Below are 18,164 nucleotides of genomic sequence, written 5' to 3'. Positions count from 1 at the left end.
CACGCTAGACGGAGGCGCGCTGCTGCGGCGCTGCGACATCAGCCAGGACACGTCCCAGAACGGCTTCCGCCGTGGCTCCGGAGAACTCTGCCTCTGGGTCCATCACGAAACGGTGGGTCCAAACGACGGCGGCGAGGTCCTTGATGTCGTCCGGCAGGACGAAGTTGCGCCCCTGGCTCGCGGCCCAGACCTTGGCCGCCCGGACCATGGCGAGGGCGCCACGGACCGACACACCCAGGCGGCTCTCCGGAGCGTTGCGGGTTTCCTCGCACAGCCGGGAGATGTACTCCAGCACCGCGGTATCAACGTGCGTGGTGGCGGCAAGGTCCGCCATGTCAGCCACGGCCTGCGTGGTGATGAGGGGCTGCAGGTCCCGGGACCGGTCCTTGAGGTTGGATCCGCCCAGGAGCTGGACGGTGGAGGCGTGGTCCGGATAGCCGATGGAGGTCTTAAGGAGGAAGCGGTCCAGCTGGGCCTCGGGCAGCCGGTAAGTGCCGGCCTGCTCGATCGGGTTCTGGGTGGCCAGCACCATGAACGGCCGCCCGGCTTCGTAGGTGGTGCCGTCCACAGTGACCCGGGACTCCTCCATGACTTCCAGCAGAGCCGACTGCGTTTTGGGCGAGGCGCGGTTGATTTCGTCGGCGAGCACGATGTTGCTGAAGATCGGTCCCTTGTGGAATTCGAACTTCTGGGTCTTCTGGTCGTAAATGGTCACGCCGGTGACGTCGGAGGGCAGGAGGTCCGGAGTGAACTGGATGCGGCTGTTGGACCCCTGGACAGTGGCGGCGAGGGCCCGGGCGAGCGAGGTCTTGCCGGTACCGGGTGCATCTTCAAAGAGGACATGGCCCTCGGCAAGCATCGCGGTGAAGGTCAGGCGGATGACGTGCGCCTTGCCCAGGACGGCCTGGCCCACATTGGCGACGAGCTTCTCGAACGTCCCTGCAAACCATGCGGCCTGCTCGCTAGTCATTGTCATGTTTGTTCCTCTTCTGTGTCATTGCAGGCATATTCGTTTTCAGCAGGCGGCGGCGTGAAAAAAGCGGTGGGGGCGGAATGGTCAGCACTGCCCCACGCCCGGTCCCCGGATGTCCACCGTGACGCCCTTGACGTACCAGCCGCTGTGCGGCCCGCCGTCCATCAGATACCAGCGGCTTCCGTTGTTGTAGATGTCGGACCAGCAGGTGGTGGGAATCCAGCCGTCGGAATAGGACACCCAGTTGGGGTCGCTGCCGCCGCAGCTGCGCGTGGCGGCGTTGTACCGGTCCGGGACGCCGGGTTTACCGGGGCAGCTGTTGTTGTCGGACCGCTTGACCCGGACCTGGGTCAGGGGCGGGGTCGGATCAGCACCTGACGTGGCACCGGCAGAGCCCGGCTGTCCGCAGTCCTTGTCGCCGTCGGTGCCGTTGCAGGCACGGACCTGAAGTCTATGGTTTTGGTTCCAGCCTCCGCCGTCACGGTTGTACTGGCGGTTCAGCCCCACCGACGTAAACCCGCCGCCGTCAAAGCTGACCTCGTAGCGGTTGATGACCCGGCCGTTGTCGTATGGCTCGTTCCAGGTCCAGTGAACCCGCGGGTCCCCCTTGGCTGACGTCTCGCCGGTAACCGCAGGAGTTGCGGGCGCACCGTAGGGAACTGCAGAGCCAATGGCCTTGGCATCACCTGAAACGTTGTTCTTGGTGGAGAAGGCAATGATGTTCACCGTGATGTCCTTGCCGTTCGGCTGCCCGTAGATGGTGCCGCCGGGTGCATTGATGGGGCCGGAGCCGTAGGCAGTGGACCAGCGGTAGCCAATCTCCGATGCCTGCGATCCATTTCGCTGGGCCTGGGTCAGCGGGGTGAAGGTGACTTTCAGCTGGCCGGTGTTTCCCGGGGCGTGAACAGTACCGCTGCTAACCGAACCGGGTTTTCCCGCGGCCCGGATGGGATCGGACTGGGCGCTGGTTCCGGACGTGCCGGCCTTGTTCGTGGCGGAAACCGTGAACGCATAGTCGGCCTCGGAGTTGTTCACGGTGACGTTCAGGGAGGTGCCGGAGGCCACCTGCTGGCTCTTAACCACTGCCCCTCCGTGCAGCGTGGTGAGTGTGTAGGCGGAAACGGCATCCCCGTTGTTGTTCGGAGCAGTCCAGTTCACCTGCAGCTGGCTCTGGTCCCCGACCGGCGCGACGTCCGAGACGCTCGGGGCTGCCGGCGTCACCGGCACGCCGGCCGGCACCTCGGCCGCGGAGTAGGTGCTCCACTCCGAGGGGTCCTTCGCGTCGTTCCGGGCGAGGACGCGTACCTTGTAGGCCACGCCGTTGGTGAGTCCCTTCCAGACGTAACTGGTGGACGTCAGGTTTTGGATCTGGGCGTTCTGGCCGCTGGGTGCCGGTGAGATTTCCAGATCGTAGGACTTGATCGGCGAGCCCTTGCTGGCCGGTGCCTTCCAGGCAATGGAGAGCTGCTTGTCGCCGAACTTCAGCGACGGCGCCAGCGGCATCTCGGGCTTGACGTCCGGCCGGACCTCAGCCGACGCCGGTGAGCGTTCGGACTCACCAAACTCGTTCGTCGCCGTCACCTGGAAGTGGTATTTCGTGTTGTTCACCAGGTTGTTCAGGGTGCATGAGTTGGCGGGACAGTCCTGCTTGTATCCGCCTTCGCCGTACACGGTGTACTTGGTGATTGGCGAGCCCCGGTCCGCGGGGGCCGTCCAGTTCAGCAGCGCGGTGCGGTCGGCGACGCTCTGGGCCTGCGGCGTGGTGGGTGCGAGCGGCTTGTCCTTGACCGTTAGCCGGATGCGGGCGGTGGCGTACCGGGACGAGTCCTCGGTCTTGTCCCCGACGGTGTAGGACACAATCAGGGTGCCGGAGAACCCGGCCGACGGCGTGACCGTCACCGAGTCGCCGTGGATGGCGGCCGTGCCCTGGCCCGTTTCCGTGGCGACGCCGATGATCTTCAGCGGGGTATCCGGGAACGGGTTGGCATCATTTGCCAGTACGTTCACAGTCACCGGCTTGCCCGCCGCGGCGTTTGCCTGCACGTCGTCATTGGCCACCGGCTTGGCCCGGTTGGTCGCCGTAACGGCGAGCCGGAACGTGGCGGTGGAGTCAAGGCCGCGCGGGTCCTTCGCCTTCACCTGCACGGCGCCCCCGTCGCCAGGCCGCAGCCCGTCCTTCGCGGAGACGTTCAGGGACGCTCCGTCGATGGCCACGTTGAAGCCCTGGGGAACCGCACCGGCGATCTCGTACTTCATGTTGGCGGCGTCGTCGCCATCCGGGTCGGTGGTCAGTCTGGCCAGGTCTGCGGCGGCGGGGTCATCCAGCGGAACATCCACCGCACCGCCGAGCAGCACCGGCGGGTTGTTCCGGTTGGGGTCGGGCAACACCCTGGTGCGAATGCTCAGCGTGGATTTGAGTCCGGCGGGGTCGTCCGGGCCGGAACCGTCCGTCACCTCGAAGGTGATGGACCCGGGGCCCACGTAGTCCTTGTCCGCGGTGTACCTGACGGCTGTGCCGTTGCCGGCCACCGGGTTGCTGCCGTCCGCACCGATGAGCTTGATCCGGTCGGTCTGGGTCAGCCGGGGCGAACGCCCGTCCCGCACCTTGACCCATTCGGCGAGGTTCGCAGTCACGGACTGGCCCGCGACCACCTCGAGGACCTCGTCCTTGGCAAGGGTGGGAACCTGCTGGCCCAGGCCCGGCACCCAGATGATCGCCGTCGACTTCTGGCCGTCGACGTCCTCAACCGTGTAGGGCACCAGCTGCGGCTGGCCGGTCAGTTCGACGATCATGTTGCCCTCCGGCCCTGGGCGGGCGGTCTCGGCGGCGCTGCTGATCTTCAGGTTCTCGCCGACGCCGTCAGGGTCCTCGTCGTTCTTGAGGACGGGGACGTCCACGGCGGTCTTGCCAAGCGTCTGCGCGGAGGTCACGCGGTCATCCCGGGCGACCGGTGCCTGGAGCGGGACGTTGCTGTCCACCACCATCCGGATGGCCGCCTGTGCGGAGGCGCCGCGTTCGTCGGCCACTGTGTAGCGGACGTTGACGGTGCCTTCGGCGGCCGGTGCCAGCAGCAGGATGCGGCCGCTTTGCTTGCTGACAGTGGCCTTCAGCGCGGCATCGGCTTCGATGCCGTCGCTGACGATCCTGATCAGGTCCCCGTCCGGATCGGTGTCGTTGCCGGCTGCATCGACGGCGATCTGCCGCCCGGGCCGGACCTTGACCTGGTCGTCGACCGGCGTGGGCTTCTGGTTGGTGTCGCTGCGCGGCGCGATGCCGACGGTGACGGTGCCGGTGTTCACGGCTCCCTGCCGGTCGACTACCTTGTAGCGGAACGTATCGGTCCCGGCACCGTTGCCGGCCGCGACGAAGTCGATGAAGCTGCTGCCCGCCGTCGCGCTGCCCATGCCGGGCGTGCTGTCGATGCCCGTCAGTTGGACGGAGTCGCCGTCGGGGTCAATGCCGTCCAGCGGCACCGGAATGCGCACCGTTCCGCCAGCCACCACCCGGGCGGTCAGGTTCTTGGGCTGCGGCCGGGAGTTTTCGGCACCCTCCAGCGGCAGGATGTGGATGGTGACGGCGGCGGCGCTCTTCTGGCCCTGCGGGTCAACGGCGTTGTAGATGGCGCGCACGGTCTTGGGCTGGCTGCCGGCGATAAACCGGAGTGTGTTCTCGGAGACGAAGCTCTTGCCGTCCTCCGCCGGGACGGCCTGCGGCAGGACCGAATCAACCGTCAGCTTTTCGCCCTGCGGGTGCGTGTCGTTGTCCAGGACGGGGATGGTCACTACGTCGTTGACGCGGACGTTGACTTCGTCAGGCTTGGGCTGCGGCGCCTCCACCACAGCCGGGGCGGGAACGGGCACCACCGAGACGCTTCCCGTGGCGGAGGATTTGCCGTTGGACATCGTGTAGCGGAACAGGAAGGGGTCCTTGGTGCCAGCGACGTCGGTGATCCGCAGGACGCTGTGGTCGATCACGCTTACCGACGCCGTGGCGTTCTCCGGCACCGCAACGGACTGCAGTACCAGGACGCCCCCGGACGGGTCCGAGTCGTTGGCCAGCGGGTCCAGCAGGACGCTGCCGCCCACCGGAAGGAGAGCCACGTCGTGGACGGCGACGGGATTTCCTGAGTCCTTGCCGGATTCCACATCAACCCGAATGAGGCCCTGGCTGCTTTGCGGTCCGTTGCTGGCCAGGTATGTCAGGTACACCGGCCCCGGCGTGCGGCTTCGGAAGGTGAAGGTGCCGCCGTCGGTGACCGGGCCCAGCTCTGCGGCTCCGCTGGCTTCCACCTGGGCGAGGCGCAGCGCTCCGCCGTTGGGGTCGACGTCGTTCTTTAGCGGCGCGATGACCAGGTCCTGGCCCACCACCGCGGTGACGTGGTCGGCGTTGACCACGGGAGCGAGTGCGCCCGGCGGCTGGACGTTGACCACCACCTTGCCTGTGGTGGTGGCGCGGCCGTCCCAGACGGACACGGTGACGCTTTTCCTGCCGGCCGAGGCGCCGGAGTCCTGGAAGGTGAGCAGGCCGTCGCGGCGGACCTTGACCTGGTCCCGCTCATTGTCGGCGGTGGCTGACATCAGGACGAGGTCGTCGCCGTCGGGATCGGCCCAGTCGGTGAGGATGTTCTGGCTGACGGTCTTGCCCTGCTCCACGAGGAGTGTGGTGGGGTCTCCGCGTTTGAAGGCCGGGGGCCTGTTCTCGTCCGGGCCCACGACGCTCAGGTTGACCTTGCCGCCGGCCGAGAGCCCGCGGCCGTCCGCCGCGGTGTAGTCGAAGGTCTCGGTTCCGGGCGCGGCATCGGCCGGCACCGTGATCTGGAAGGCGGACCCGCCATAGATGCTTTCGATGCTGCCGGCCCGCGGCCCTTCTGCGCCGAGCGAGGCGGTCAGGACGTCGCCGTCGGGGTCGGAGTCGTTGTCGAGGACGCTGAGGACAGTGGTGCGGCCGGGCCGGACGCCGACGACGTCGGGTTTCGTTTCGGGGGGACGGTTCGGCTTGGTGCGGTCGGGCAGGACGTTGACGGTGTTGTCGTCTGCCGACTCCTCGTCAGGGTCGTCAGCCTGATTCTTGGGCGGGACAACGTCGTCCCAGTTGTTGACCAGCTGCATGTTCTGGTTGACCAGCCACACGTTTCCCGAGTTCACGTCGTTCAGGACCACGAGGTCCCGGTTGACCCGGAAAACGTAGCTGGGCGAGGCGCTGGCTTTGGGCACGGCCACGTTCTTGTTGTCCGCGCTATTCGCGCAGTCCCGGACATACTTGTTGGCTCCGGACCATGCGGCGTGAACGCAGCCGCCCAGCTGCACCGGCGCCGCGGGTACCCCCTGGCCGCCGAAGGTCACGGCCTTCGCGGCGGCACCGTTCAGCGGCTGCCTGAGGAGTGCCTTGCCGGTGGCCACGGCTACGGAGTCGGACGCCGGGCCCGACTGCTGGAGCTTCGCCTCCCGCGCGTCAGCCAGCGGCACCTCGCGTCCGCCGGGCAGGAAGAGTTTTCCGGCGGCTGCATCCAGGACCACAGCCTGGTCCCCCACGACGGCGATCTGGAGGTCCCCGGCGCCCTTCATCCCGTCCCACGTGCTGGACTCGGTGTCGGTGGCTGCCCCGGCGGCGTCCACGGTGGTCACTGTCACCTGCCCCGTCTTCGGATCCGCCGAATAGATCCGGTCATTGGAGCCGACGGCGGACACCAGCCCTTGGGAACCCGCCACGGCGGGCTCACTGGACTCCTCATCGAAGGCGTTGACCGTCGACGGGGACATCGCCCACATCTTCCCGGCGGCAGGGTCGGTGACCGAGATGGTGTCGGCGCCGAAGCTCACCTGGGCTGAGCCGGGAAGCTGTTTGTCTCCGCCGAGCCTCAAGTTGGCGGCGGACACCTGGTTCAGGGTGGAACCGGATTCGTCGTCGACGAATACCTTTCCGGCGTTCTGCAGGACATCGAACGTGGTGCTGGCCGGGGTCACCGCACCGTCAAGGACCCGCGAGGGGTAGTTGAGGCGCCCGACGGCGTTCCGGGCCTTGCTGACCACCCAGACGCCGCCGTCGTTAAGGTCAACCTCGGTTGTCTTGAACCCCGGGTAGATCACGGCACCGGCCACCAGCGCCGCAGCAGCAGCGGAAAAGACGGTTCCGGTGACGATCTTGTTGCGGCGGTTCCTCAGCCCCAGCTTGCCGAACAAAGTTGACACAGCGTTATTATTCCCCTGAAATCACAGCCGCCTGAGCGCGGCTTGCTAGCCCCTGATGTTCATCACGGGCCGGTGACATTCCGCCACTCCCCCGTAGAGACGCCGGAACAATTCTGAGCCTCGACTATTACATGGGCGCGGCGGCTTGTCCAAGAACAGCCGCCGGGGCCGTCCGTTACCCTGCCAGCCTACCCGCGCAGTCCTGTCCCGGCGATGGGGAGGACTCCCCACGCTGCCTTAGTCCAGGACCAGGCCCTTGCCCTGTCCCCGCGCCAGGGTGACCGGCTGGATCTCCCCGAATCCCCGGACGTTCTCCACGTCCTGGGGAATAAGCACGAACCGCTCGTCCTGGTCCAGTGCCGCCGCCGTCATCGAGTCGACCAGCACGGTCCCCGGATCGGCCAGCGTGGTGAGGCGGGCAGCAAGGTTGACGGTGGGCCCGTAAATGTCGCCCAGACGGGAAAGGATCCGCCCCCAGACCATGGCAACCCGTGCCTCGGGCAGGATCTCGTCCCGGGTGAAGGCTTCGGCCAGGGCAAGCGATATTTCGGCGCCCGCAGCCGGTGTCTCGGCGATGTAGAGGACTTCATCGCCCACGGTCTTCACCAGCCGGCCACCGCCCACCGAGATGATCTCCGCGCACTTGTTCTCGAACCGCTGCACCAGCTTGGCGAGCGTCTTCTCGTTCATCCGCCTTGAAAGGCTCGTGTAGGACACCAGGTCGGCGAAGCCAACGGCGCGCGCCAGCGGAAGCGGCGCATCGTCCTCGTCGCCTTCGCGGCCCTCCTCGCTGGCCTGCAGGCCGGCTTCCGCCCGGACAGCCAGCCGCTGCACACCGGCGTTAAGCTGACGCCGCCAAGAGTAGACAAGCATCTCCTCGAGGGGATCCACCAAGGCAGGCAGTTCGTGGACCAGCCGCTTGCGGGCCTGGGCGTCGGTAAGCCCCTGTTCGTGGACCATGTCCTCAACCAGGGCCTCGATCTGCCACACCACCATGCGGTCCGTCATCTGCCCGATGGCACGGGTGACCGAGATGGCTGCCTCCTCGGTGAGCTTTCCGTTCCGGACCATGCCCACAGCCGTGGACAGGGCCGCCTGGTCGCGTTCCGTAAAGGCGACGTCGTCGTCACCGAAGTTCGGGAAGCCCAGTGCCCGCCACAGTTTGCGCGCCGAGAGCAGCGACAGGCCCACACCGCCCGCCACCTCGCGGCGGCGCAGCTTGCGTTCCCCGCCGAGAAGCCTTGATTCGAGACTCTTTGCCGCTATGCGCTCCGCGGACAGGGTACCGGTGGCCGGATTTTCGACGACGGCGTCCGTCACCTCCCGGTGACCGGTGTCCTGCGCGCCTGACTCGTCTGTGCCAGACCCGTCTGTGCCAAACCCGTCTGTGCCGGCCTCGTGGGTGCCTGTCTCCTGGGCGCCGCGCTGATCCTCATCGTTCATCTCTTCCACCTTCTCTCACATCCCGCGGAAACCGGGCGCCGGGCTCATCCGGCGCCTGACCAAATCCAAATGGTTCGTCGTCCGGAAGCTCATCAAGGGCGTCCAGCAAGAACCTGTGGAAGGTGGCAACTTCCGGCACATCCTTCAGCACGTTGCCGAAATGGTGCCCGGCATCCAAGGATATATTCCCCGAACGCAACATCCGCTGGAGCATCGACTGGCTGATTGTGACATTACGCACCGAGGCCAGGAAAACCTGCCGGTTCCGGCGCCGGAGCATGCCGTACCGCGCCAGGACCCGCTGGCTGGTCAGGAAATACCTGGTCGCCTGCCACCGCAGCAGCCGGGGCAGGCAGTACCCCAGGAGGATCCACAGGCCGGCCAGCACACAGCCGGCCACCGCCCAGAACGTCCATTCCCCGGTGATGGCCGGGGCAAGCGCGGACAGGCCGCCGCGGATAATCCACGCGCTTGCGAATGCCGCCAGGGCGGGCACCACAACGAAAACCACCGCCGGAAGGAACAGCACCCTGGGCTGCGGGCGGGTCACCACGATGACCTGCTCGCCCGGGAGGAGTTCTTTACGCATAACCGCTTTCGCCGGACCCCTGCTGGTAAGAGCTGTGCTTCTCAGAGCTGCGCTTGGCAGCCCCATGCTTCTCAGGGCCCTGCGGGGACCACGGCCGCAGGTGGACCACATCCCCCGCAGTTACTACATGCTCGTGGGAAGAGGCATCCACCACCAGCAGGGAGCCTGAGTCATCAAGCCGGGAGGCGTGGCCGATGATTTCGTGGTCGCCGGGAAGCTGGGCGCGGACCTGCTGGCCGAGGGTGACCATCGCCGTTTCGACGCGCTTGTGCAGCGACGGGCCGCCGGCCAAGCCGGCCGTGGCATCGCCGTCGGCGTTGCAGAAGCTGCGGTAAAGCGTGCAAAAACGGGAGAGATAGCTTTTCAGGAGCGCCGTGCGGTCCACTGTTCCGGCACCCTGCAGCTGGACGGACGTGGCAGTGGGCACCGGCAGCTCGTCCTCGGTGAGCGTGACGTTCAGCCCGGTGCCCAGAATGACGGGCGGCACCGATCCGTCGCCCAGGGGGCCGAGCTGGGCGAGGATGCCGGCGATTTTTCCGCCGCGCACCAGGACATCATTCGGCCATTTCAGCTCAGCCGGAATTCCCGCCGTCTCGTCCAGTGCATCGCGCAGCGCGACGGCGGCCAGGAGCGACAGCCATGAGTAGGTCTGGGTGGGCAGGGGGCGGCCGTCAGCATTAACGGGCCGCAGCACCAGCGAGACCAGGACGGAGCTGCGGGCGGGCGCTTCCCAGGCGCGGTCCAGCCGGCCACGGGCCGCAGTTTGATGCTCCGCCGTCAGGACTGCCAGATCGGGGCAGGCCTTGGGATCCGCGGTCACGGCCTGCAAAAGGTCGGTGTTGGTGGACCCGGTTGTCTCCACAACCGTCAGCTGCGCGATGCCGGTGGCGGCGAGGAAGTTGGCGTCGGACAGGGCTTCCCGGTCCAGGGCGGGCCGCTCGGGCAGGCCCCTCGCTCCGGTCAGGTTTTCCTGCGGTCCACGGCTATCGTCAGGGCGTGCGGCATCCATAGTTGAATCCTAGCGACTCGCCGGGCCGCACGGCCGGGAAGGCCCGTGGTCAGAAGCCGGCGCATAGGAAGATGCCGGCTCATAGGAAGATGTCAGGGACCAGGTCCGCTTCGGCGGCCCCCAGGCTGTAGTGCCTGAAATCCGTGACGCCGGCGGCGGCCAGGACCTGCTCGTCCGTATAGAAGTTGCCCGTGTTGATGGTGCCGGCAGTGATGTTGCCGGTACGGTCCGCAGTACCGGTGAGCACGGCATGGGCTGCGTCGGCCATGATTTCTGGTCCGCGGGCAGCCCGGACCATCAACTCACCGCCGGCCATGTTCCGGATGGCGGCCGTATCGATCAGCGTCCGCGGCCACAGCGAGTTGACGCAGATGCCGTCGTTCCTGAGCTCCTCGGCAAGGCCCAGGGTGGTCAGGCTCATGCCGTACTTGGCGATGGTGTATGCCAGGTGCCGGCCAGCCCACTTAGGGTCGAGATTCAGGGGCGGCGAGAGCGTGAGGATGTGGCCGCCGGAGGATTTGCGCAGTGCGGGGAGCGCCAGCTTGGAAAGCAGGAAGGTGCCGCGGACGTTGACGTCCTGCATGAGGTCGTAGCGCTTCATGTCCACCGTGTCCGTCGGCGAAAGATCGATCGCGGAGGCGTTGTTGATGACGACGTCGATTCCCCCGAAACGGCCGACGGCGGCGTCCACGGCGCGCGCGACGTCGTCGTCGTTCCGGACGTCCCCCACCAGAGGCAGGGCACTGCCGCCGGCGGCCTCCAGTTCTTCGGCGGCGCTGTAGACAGTGCCCTCGAGCTTCGCATGGGGCTCTCCGGTCTTGGCGAGCAGCACCACGTTGGCACCGTCGCGCGCTGCCCGCCGGGCGATGGCCAAGCCGATGCCGCGGCTTCCTCCGGACATCAGGATGGTCCGGCCCTGAAGGCTGCCGGTGGCCCTGTAAGGCGTGGACGGAACAGGGTAAGCGTCGCTGCTCGAAGTCATAGGGACACTCTAGCCGCACTTTGTTACCCGCGAGTAACATCGGCGTTTCCGTCGGCGCCACGGACGAAAATTGTAGGAACCCTACAGCGGTCCCGGAAATTGGCGTCACTAGACTAGCCATCAGGGCTTTGGATTTGTACGGATGCTACTTAAACCGGCAACCAGGGCCCGCGTCACGCTGCCGCAGCAGAACAGCCACAGCACAACAGCTACAGAGCCGGAGACACTTCATGAGCCACGATCTGACCACGACGGCGGGAAAGATTGCCGATTTCCGCGACCGCCAGGCCCGTGCTGAGCAGCCGTCCGGCCCTGAAGCCATCGAGAAGCAGCATGCGCGCGGCAAGAACACCGCCCGCGAGCGCATCGACCTGCTCGTGGACGAAGGCTCCTTCGTGGAGTTCGACGCCCTGGCGGTCCACCGCTCCACCGCCTTCGGCATGGAGAAGAAGAAGCCGCTCGGCGACGGCGTCGTGTCGGGTTACGGAACCGTGGACGGCCGGCTCGTGGCCCTCTACAGCCAGGACTTCAGCGTCTACGGCGGCTCCCTGAGCCAGGTCAACGGCGAAAAGATCGTGAAGGTCCAGGAGTTTGCGCTGCGCAACGGCTGCCCGATGGTGGGCATCAACGACGGCGGCGGAGCCCGGATCCAGGAGGGTGTCGCCTCGCTGGCCATGTTTGCGGACATCTTCCGCAACAACGTGCACGCCTCCGGCGTGGTGCCCCAGATCTCCCTCATCATGGGCCCGTGCGCCGGCGGCGCAGCCTACTCCCCCGCCCTGACCGACTACGTGGTCATGGTGGACAAGACCTCCCACATGTTCATCACCGGCCCTGATGTCATCAAGACCGTCACCGGCGAGGACGTGGACATGGAGACCCTCGGCGGCGCCCGGCAGCACAACGCCACCACCGGCACCTCCACCTATCTGGCCTCCGACGAGGCCGACGCCATCGAGTTCGTCCGGGAACTGCTGGACTTCCTGCCCTCCAACAACCTTTCCGAGGCGCCGGTGCAGGAGCACCAGCAGGAGCTCGAGCTCGACGACGACGACCTCACCCTCGACACGCTGGTCCCGGACTCCGCGAACCAGCCCTACGACATGCGCAAGGTCATCGAGCAAATCGTCGACGACGCGCACTTCCTTGAAATGCAGTCGCTGTACGCACCGAACGTGATGATCGGCTACGGCCGGGTCGAAGGCCACACGGTCGGCATCGTGGCCAACCAGCCGCTGCAGTTCGCCGGCACGCTGGACATCTCGGCCTCCGAAAAGGCGGCCCGCTTCGTCCGCCACTGCGACGCGTTCAACATTCCGATCATCACCCTCGTCGATGTCCCGGGCTTCCTGCCCGGCAAGGACCAGGAGTTCCAGGGCATCATCCGCCGCGGCGCCAAGCTTCTCTACGCCTATGCCGAAGCCACCGTGCCCAAGCTGACCGTGATCACCCGGAAGGCCTACGGCGGCGCGTACATCGTGATGGGATCCAAGAAGCTCGGGGCCGACCTGAACCTCGCATGGCCCACGGCCCAGATCGGCGTGATGGGCGCGCAGGGAGCCGTCAACATCCTCTACCGGCGCGATCTCGCCGCCGTTGCCGAGTCCGGGGGCGACGTCGAGGCCAAGCGCGCCGACGTGATCCGGCAGTATGAGGAAGAGCTGCTCAACCCGTACCAGGCCGCGGAGCTGGGCTATGTTGACGCCGTCATCGCGCCATCGGACACGCGGCTGCAGATCATCAAGGGACTGCGGGCGCTGCGCGACAAGCGTGCCAGCCTGCCCACGAAGAAGCACGGAAACATCCCGCTGTGAGCGCCCAGAATCCGGCGGTTGACCCCGCCCAGTCCGTTGGGCCGGCCGCGGCCCTGTTCTCCGTCACCAAGGGCGAACCGACGCCCGAGGAGCTGGCGGCGCTTACCGCCGTCGTACTTTCCCTGGAGCCGGGCGAAACAGCCGGCCCGGAGAAGCCCAGCACGCGCCACTGGGTGCGGCGCCAGCAGCTGCGGCTGGCGCCGACGCCGGGTCCGGGCGCCTGGAAGCGAAGCCGGGGCTGACTAAAATTCAGTAAGTCTTTCATAACCGGAACCCCGCGGTTAGTCTCGTGGGGTGACTACTGAATCTGCCGCCCCAGCGCGCCCCCGGACCGCCATCGACGCCGTCGCCGACGCCCACACCGAAACGCTTCTCGCCCTGGATCCGAGCCTGGCCACCACGCTCGGCATCCCCGGGCACGACACTGAGTTCCAGGACTTTTCCCCTGCCGGACTTAGCAGGTTCGCCGCGGCGGAACGAAAGACCCTGGAGGCCCTCGATGGGCTGGAACCCGTTGACGACGTCGACGCCGTCACCCTCGATGCCCTGCGCGAACGCCTCGGACTCCAGCTTGAGATCCACGACTCGGGCTGGAGCCTCGCCGAACTGAACAACATCGACTCCCCGGCGCAGAACATCCGGTCGATCTTCGATCTCATGCCCACGGACATCGAGGAGCACTGGGCGAACATCGCGGGCCGCACGCACAGTGTGCCGGCGGCTGTCACCGGCTACATCGAGTCCCTGCGTACGGCCAGGGACAGCGGCAAGGTCTCGGCCCGGCGTCAGGTGTCGATCGTGATCGAGCAAACCAACAAATACGCCGCGGCGGACGGCTTCTTCGCGAAGCTCGCCGCCGACGCCAAAACGGCGGACGGCCCGCTCCCGGCGGAACTGCAGGAGAAGCTCGACGCCGGTGCTGCCGCCGCCCGGGCGGCGTACGCCGGACTGGCCGCATTCCTGCAGGACGAGCTGCTGCCCGTCGCCCCGGAGCAGGACGCCGTGGGCCGGGAGCGCTACGCCCTCGCCTCGCGGGTGTTCCTCGGCGCCGCCGTCGACCTCGAAGAAACCTACGCCTGGGGCGTTGAGGAGCTCGAGCGAATCATTGCCGCGCAGGAACAGGTGGCTGGGCAGATCAAGCCGGGCGCCTCCATAGCGGAGGCCAAGGAGATCCTCAACAGCGATCCAGCCCGCCGGCTTGTGGGAACGGAAGCCCTGACGGCGTGGATGCAGGAGCTGTCCGACCGTGCCGTATCCGACCTTGCCGGCATCCACTTCGAGATTCCCGACGTCATGAAGACACTTGAATGCCGGATCGCGCCGACCGACGAGGGCGGCATCTATTACACGGGGCCGTCGGACGACTTCAGCCGGCCCGGGCGCATGTGGTGGTCCGTGCCCGCGGGCGAGGACACGTTCACCACCTGGGCAGAAACCACCACGGTGTTCCATGAGGGCGTGCCCGGCCACCATCTGCAGATCGCCACTGCCGTTCTCCGGCGCGAACTGCTCAACAGCTGGCGGCGCAACGTCTGCTGGACCTCGGGGCACGGCGAGGGCTGGGCCCTGTATGCCGAGAAGCTCATGGAGGAACTCGGCTACCTGAAGGATCCGGGCGACCACATGGGCATGCTGGACATGCAGCGCATGCGGGCCGCCCGGGTGGTCTTCGACATCGGGGTGCACCTGGAACTTGACGTGCCCGCACGCTGGGGAACGGGCACCTGGACGCCGGAGAAGGGCTTCGACTTCCTCAAGGCCAACCTGGACATCAGCGAGGGCAACCTGCAGTTCGAGTTCGCACGCTACCTCGGCTGGCCGGGCCAGGCCCCGTCCTACAAGGTGGGCCAGCGCCTGTGGGAGGAGATCCGCGCGGAACTCGAAGCCCGGCCGGGTTTCGACCTCAAGGCCTTCCACACCAAGGCTCTCAACATCGGCTCCGTAGGCCTCGACACCCTCAAACGCGCCATGCTCGACTAGGCACATCCCCCATCGAGCCGGACTCGACTGTCCGCTGATTGAGCCTGTCGGAATCCCGGCGCGCTGGGAGATGTTTGCCACATGTGCGGGGGGAATAACTTCACAAAAGACTGACCTGGTGCCGATTTTCCGGGCATTGCGGCGACGGTTTGCGCCCTCGCGGTCGTAATATTTCTCAATGTCTGCTGGAAGCTGTATTTTGCGCGCCATACCTTGTTGTGGTGAGCAATCAAACCACTTCATCGACGGCCGGGCGTTCCGGCTTCCAGCTGCCCCGGTGGGCAGGCTCCTTCGGCTTCCAGATCATCGCCGCCCTGATCGTCGGACTGGGCCTCGGCCTGCTGGCCAAGTACACGGGCAGCACCAAGACCAGTCCCAACGGTCTGGGCGCCACGCTGCAGACCATCGGCTCCAGCTATGTGTCGCTGCTGCAGACCGCCGTCGTGCCGCTGATCTTCACCGCCGTGGTGAGCTCCATTTCCAACCTGCGTGAAGTCTCCAACGCGGCGCGGCTTGCCTGGAACACTCTGCTGTGGTTCGCCATCACGTCGCTGGTCTCCGTGTTGATCGGCATCGGCCTGGGCGTGTTCCTGCAGCCGGGCGCTAACACGGGCATCTCCGGCGACGCGGAGTACGACGGCAAGCAGGGCGACTGGTGGGCATTCCTCATCGGACTGTTCCCCAAGAACTTCCTGGGCCTTGGTGCCAGCTCCACGGTCACCGGCTCAGGCGCCGTGACCACGTCCGTCAGCTTCAACGTCCTGCAGATCCTGGTGATCGCCATCGCCGTCGGCGTTGCCGCCCTCAAGGTGGGCAAGCAGGCCGAGCCGTTCCTGGCCCTCAACGCCTCTGCGCTGGCCGTCATCCAGAAGGTGCTGTGGTGGATCATCCGCATCGCACCGCTGGGCACCGTGGGCCTGATCGGCAATGCGGTGGCCGTCTACGGCTGGGACACCATCGGCTCGCTGGGCAAGTTCACTGTTGCCATTTACATCGGACTCGCCCTGGTGCTGTTCGGCGTCTACCCGGTCCTGGTGCGCTCCCACGGCCTGTCGGTCAAGCAGTACTTCTCCGGCGCGTGGCCGGCCATCCAGCTGGCCTTCGTTTCCCGCTCCTCCATCGGTACGCTGCCACTGACCCAGCGCGTCACCGAGCGCAACCTCGGTGTTCCACGGGGCTACGCCTCCTTCGCCGTTCCGCTGGGCGCCACCACCAAGATGGACGGCTGCGCCGCAATATACCCCGCCGTCTCGGCAATCTTCGTGGCCCAGTTCTTCGGAATCCAGCTCGACTTCAGCCAGTACCTGCTGATCGCATTGGTCTCCGTCCTCGGGTCCGCAGCGACGGCTGGAACCACCGGTGCCGTCGTCATGCTGACACTGACCCTCTCCACCCTGGGACTGCCGCTGGCCGGCGTCGGACTCCTGCTGGCCATCGACCCCATCCTGGACATGGGCCGCACGGCGGTCAACGTGGCCGGCCAGGCACTCGTGCCCACCATCGTTGCCAAGCGCCAGGGGATCCTCGATGAAACCCTCTACAACGCACCGCGCACCGGGGAGGCCTTCCGCGAGGAAGAGACACCCGCCGCCGTCGAGCGTGAGCTGGCTGAGTCGAAGGCCTGACCTTCGCAGAACGAGTGTGCCCCTGGGGTTTCCCGGGGCACACTCATTTAAGACCGGCCGCCCCAATCGGCCCCGGCGGCAGGCAGCAAGGGTAGGGTACCGGCATGGACATCATTCTCGTTCCGGGCTTCTGGCTCGATGGTTCATCCTGGTCCGGCGTCACTCCCCCGCTGGTGGAGGCCGGCCACCAGATCCATGCGCTGACCCTCCCGGGGCTCGAGGCGAAGGACGCCAAGCGGACTGGCATCGGGCTTCGCGACCATATCAACGCCGTTGTGGAAGCCATTGACGGCATTGAGGGCCCGTTGGTCCTCGTCGGCCACTCCGGCGGAGGCGCCATCATCCATGGCGCTGTGGACGAGCGCCCGGACCGCGTAGTCCGGGCGGTCTACGTGGACAGCGGCCCGCTCGGGGAAGGCGGCGTCATCAATGATGAGCTGCCTGCCGAAGGCGATGAGATCCCCCTGCCCTCGTGGGACGTCTTCGACGACGCCGACCTCACCGACCTTGACGACGGGCTGCGGGCCGCGTTCCGCGAGCGCGCCATTCCGCAACCCAAGGGCGTTGCCTGCGACAAGCAGCACCTTCAGGACGTGCGCCGGTACGACGTCCCTGCCACGGTGATCGCCTGCGAATTCCCCTCCTCCCTGTTAACGGAGTGGATGGATGCCGGGCACCCTTACGTCGAAGAGCTGGCCCGCATCCGCGACGTCGAACTCGTGGACCTTCCCACGGGGCACTGGCCCCCAGTTCACCAAGCCCGCGGAGCTCGGAGCGGCAATCCTCGCCGCCGTCGAGCGCACAGCCTGACAAGCGGCACCTGCGGGCGCCGCGGCCGTGAGTAAGGCGGCTAGTGGCCGCCGATCACTCCCTTTTCCACGGCCTTCGCGACCGCGTCGGCTTCGGCCTGGGTGAGCGTGCCGTCCTTCACCGCCTGGTCCAGCCGGCTTTTCAGGGCAGCCGCCCGGTCCGCCTGCGCCTGGGTGCGGAGGTCCTCAAGTGCGGCCTTGACCTTGGCCTCATCGATCCCCAGTGATTTGGCCAGCGAGGCTGCCAGTGCCGCTTCCTTGGCTGCCTTGTCCGGCCTGGTGCCGTCGGCGCGGCGGCCGGGCGGACGGTTGGCCTCGCGGAATGCCCTCAGGGCATCCTCCACCTTCGCCTGGTCAACGCCCAGCTTGGCGGCGAGCGCCGCTGCGCCCGCTTTTACGGCACCGTGGCCGCCCCCATGTCCACGCCCGTGCCCGTCGCCGTCAAAACGCGGTCCGTCATTGGGACCGCTGAATGGGCTGCTTGATGTTGGCGTGGGCGTGGGAGTGGCTGTTGTTGCGGTCGCCATCCCGGTGACACCGAATCCGGCACCCAGCGCCAAGGCAGTCGCACCCAGGCCGAGAGCCACTTTCTTTGAACGCTCCATGGTCCGCTCCTCGCTCCGCCGGCCTTGAGGCACCATTGCCCCCCCGTGCCGGCCACGACAACAGGATGCACCCTGGTCCTCAAGAACTGCTTTTGGCTGGCTGTGAGGAGGCTGTGAATATTTCCGCCAGGCTGTGAATCACCGGC

11 protein-coding genes and 1 pseudogene are annotated in these 18,164 nt (G+C 66.8%); 5 read left to right on the top strand and 7 right to left on the bottom strand.

Going from position 1 to position 18,164, the window contains the following annotated elements:
- Window positions 1-4: 4 nt before the first annotated feature.
- The 6 genes from QFZ33_RS08305 to QFZ33_RS08280 form a co-directional block, all read right to left on the bottom strand.
- A complete protein-coding gene (locus QFZ33_RS08305; protein ID WP_307026497.1) occupies window positions 5-976 on the bottom strand; it encodes an AAA family ATPase in 972 nt (323 codons plus the stop codon).
- 81 nt (window positions 977-1,057) lie between these two features.
- Window positions 1,058-7,162 carry an Ig-like domain-containing protein gene (locus QFZ33_RS08300; protein ID WP_307026495.1) on the bottom strand — a complete coding sequence of 2,035 codons (6,105 nt, stop codon included), beginning with the start codon at window positions 7,160-7,162 and terminating at the stop codon, window positions 1,058-1,060.
- Window positions 7,163-7,399: 237 nt separating this feature from the next.
- Complete coding sequence (locus QFZ33_RS08295) at window positions 7,400-8,605, bottom strand: adenylate/guanylate cyclase domain-containing protein (protein ID WP_307026494.1); 1,206 nt, start codon at window positions 8,603-8,605, stop codon at window positions 7,400-7,402.
- Window positions 8,595-9,194 carry a PH domain-containing protein gene (locus QFZ33_RS08290; RefSeq protein WP_307026492.1) on the bottom strand — a complete coding sequence of 200 codons (600 nt, stop codon included), beginning with the start codon at window positions 9,192-9,194 and terminating at the stop codon, window positions 8,595-8,597. Before QFZ33_RS08290 ends, QFZ33_RS08295 begins: the two co-directional genes overlap by 11 nt.
- The gene (locus tag QFZ33_RS08285) at window positions 9,187-10,203 is read right to left on the bottom strand and encodes a biotin--[acetyl-CoA-carboxylase] ligase (RefSeq protein ID WP_307026490.1); all 1,017 of its coding nucleotides are present in this window, start codon (window positions 10,201-10,203) and stop codon (window positions 9,187-9,189) included. Before QFZ33_RS08285 ends, QFZ33_RS08290 begins: the two co-directional genes overlap by 8 nt.
- 79 nt (window positions 10,204-10,282) lie before the next feature.
- Window positions 10,283-11,185: an SDR family oxidoreductase gene (locus QFZ33_RS08280; protein WP_307026488.1), complete on the bottom strand. Its 903-nt coding sequence runs from the start codon at window positions 11,183-11,185 to the stop codon at window positions 10,283-10,285.
- Window positions 11,186-11,415: 230 nt separating this feature from the next.
- Between QFZ33_RS08280 and QFZ33_RS08275 the strand changes: the two genes are divergently transcribed.
- From QFZ33_RS08275 to QFZ33_RS08255, 5 genes and pseudogenes are all read left to right on the top strand, one after another.
- The gene (locus QFZ33_RS08275; RefSeq protein ID WP_307026486.1) at window positions 11,416-12,999 is read left to right on the top strand and encodes an acyl-CoA carboxylase subunit beta; all 1,584 of its coding nucleotides are present in this window, start codon (window positions 11,416-11,418) and stop codon (window positions 12,997-12,999) included.
- Complete coding sequence (locus QFZ33_RS08270) at window positions 12,996-13,241, top strand: acyl-CoA carboxylase subunit epsilon (protein ID WP_214850353.1); 246 nt, start codon at window positions 12,996-12,998, stop codon at window positions 13,239-13,241. The genes QFZ33_RS08275 and QFZ33_RS08270 overlap by 4 nt, the downstream gene beginning before the upstream one ends.
- Before the next feature lie 52 nt (window positions 13,242-13,293).
- Entirely contained in the window at window positions 13,294-14,979 is a 1,686-nt protein-coding gene (locus tag QFZ33_RS08265; protein WP_307026485.1) for a DUF885 domain-containing protein, read from the top strand.
- A gap of 221 nt (window positions 14,980-15,200) precedes the next feature.
- Entirely contained in the window at window positions 15,201-16,604 is a 1,404-nt protein-coding gene (locus tag QFZ33_RS08260) for a dicarboxylate/amino acid:cation symporter (protein ID WP_373427244.1), read from the top strand.
- Window positions 16,605-16,708: 104 nt separating this feature from the next.
- Window positions 16,709-17,414: pseudogene (locus tag QFZ33_RS08255) on the top strand (alpha/beta fold hydrolase).
- A 40-nt stretch (window positions 17,415-17,454) separates the two neighbouring features.
- Here the strand turns inward: QFZ33_RS08255 and QFZ33_RS08250 are convergent.
- On the bottom strand, window positions 17,455-18,018 hold the full coding sequence (locus QFZ33_RS08250; protein ID WP_307026481.1) for a hypothetical protein: 564 nt from the start codon (window positions 18,016-18,018) through the stop codon (window positions 17,455-17,457).
- Window positions 18,019-18,164: the final 146 nt, after the last annotated feature.

The sequence above is a fragment of the Arthrobacter globiformis genome (assembly GCF_030815865.1).
Classification (GTDB): domain Bacteria; phylum Actinomycetota; class Actinomycetes; order Actinomycetales; family Micrococcaceae; genus Arthrobacter; species Arthrobacter globiformis_B.
This window is presented reverse-complemented; position numbering and strand designations above follow the sequence as displayed.

Excerpts from the sequence above, each read along its gene's own strand:
- QFZ33_RS08305 (WP_307026497.1), bottom strand. The coding sequence starts at position 976 with ATGACAATGACTAGCGAGCAGGCCGCATGGTTTGCAGGGACGTTCGAG.
- QFZ33_RS08295 (WP_307026494.1), bottom strand. The coding sequence starts at position 8,605 with ATGAACGATGAGGATCAGCGCGGCGCCCAGGAGACAGGCACCCACGAG.
- QFZ33_RS08290 (WP_307026492.1), bottom strand. The coding sequence starts at position 9,194 with ATGCGTAAAGAACTCCTCCCGGGCGAGCAGGTCATCGTGGTGACCCGC.
- QFZ33_RS08285 (WP_307026490.1), bottom strand. The coding sequence starts at position 10,203 with ATGGATGCCGCACGCCCTGACGATAGCCGTGGACCGCAGGAAAACCTG.
- QFZ33_RS08280 (WP_307026488.1), bottom strand. The coding sequence starts at position 11,185 with ATGACTTCGAGCAGCGACGCTTACCCTGTTCCGTCCACGCCTTACAGG.
- QFZ33_RS08275 (WP_307026486.1), top strand. The coding sequence starts at position 11,416 with ATGAGCCACGATCTGACCACGACGGCGGGAAAGATTGCCGATTTCCGC.
- QFZ33_RS08250 (WP_307026481.1), bottom strand. The coding sequence starts at position 18,018 with ATGGAGCGTTCAAAGAAAGTGGCTCTCGGCCTGGGTGCGACTGCCTTG.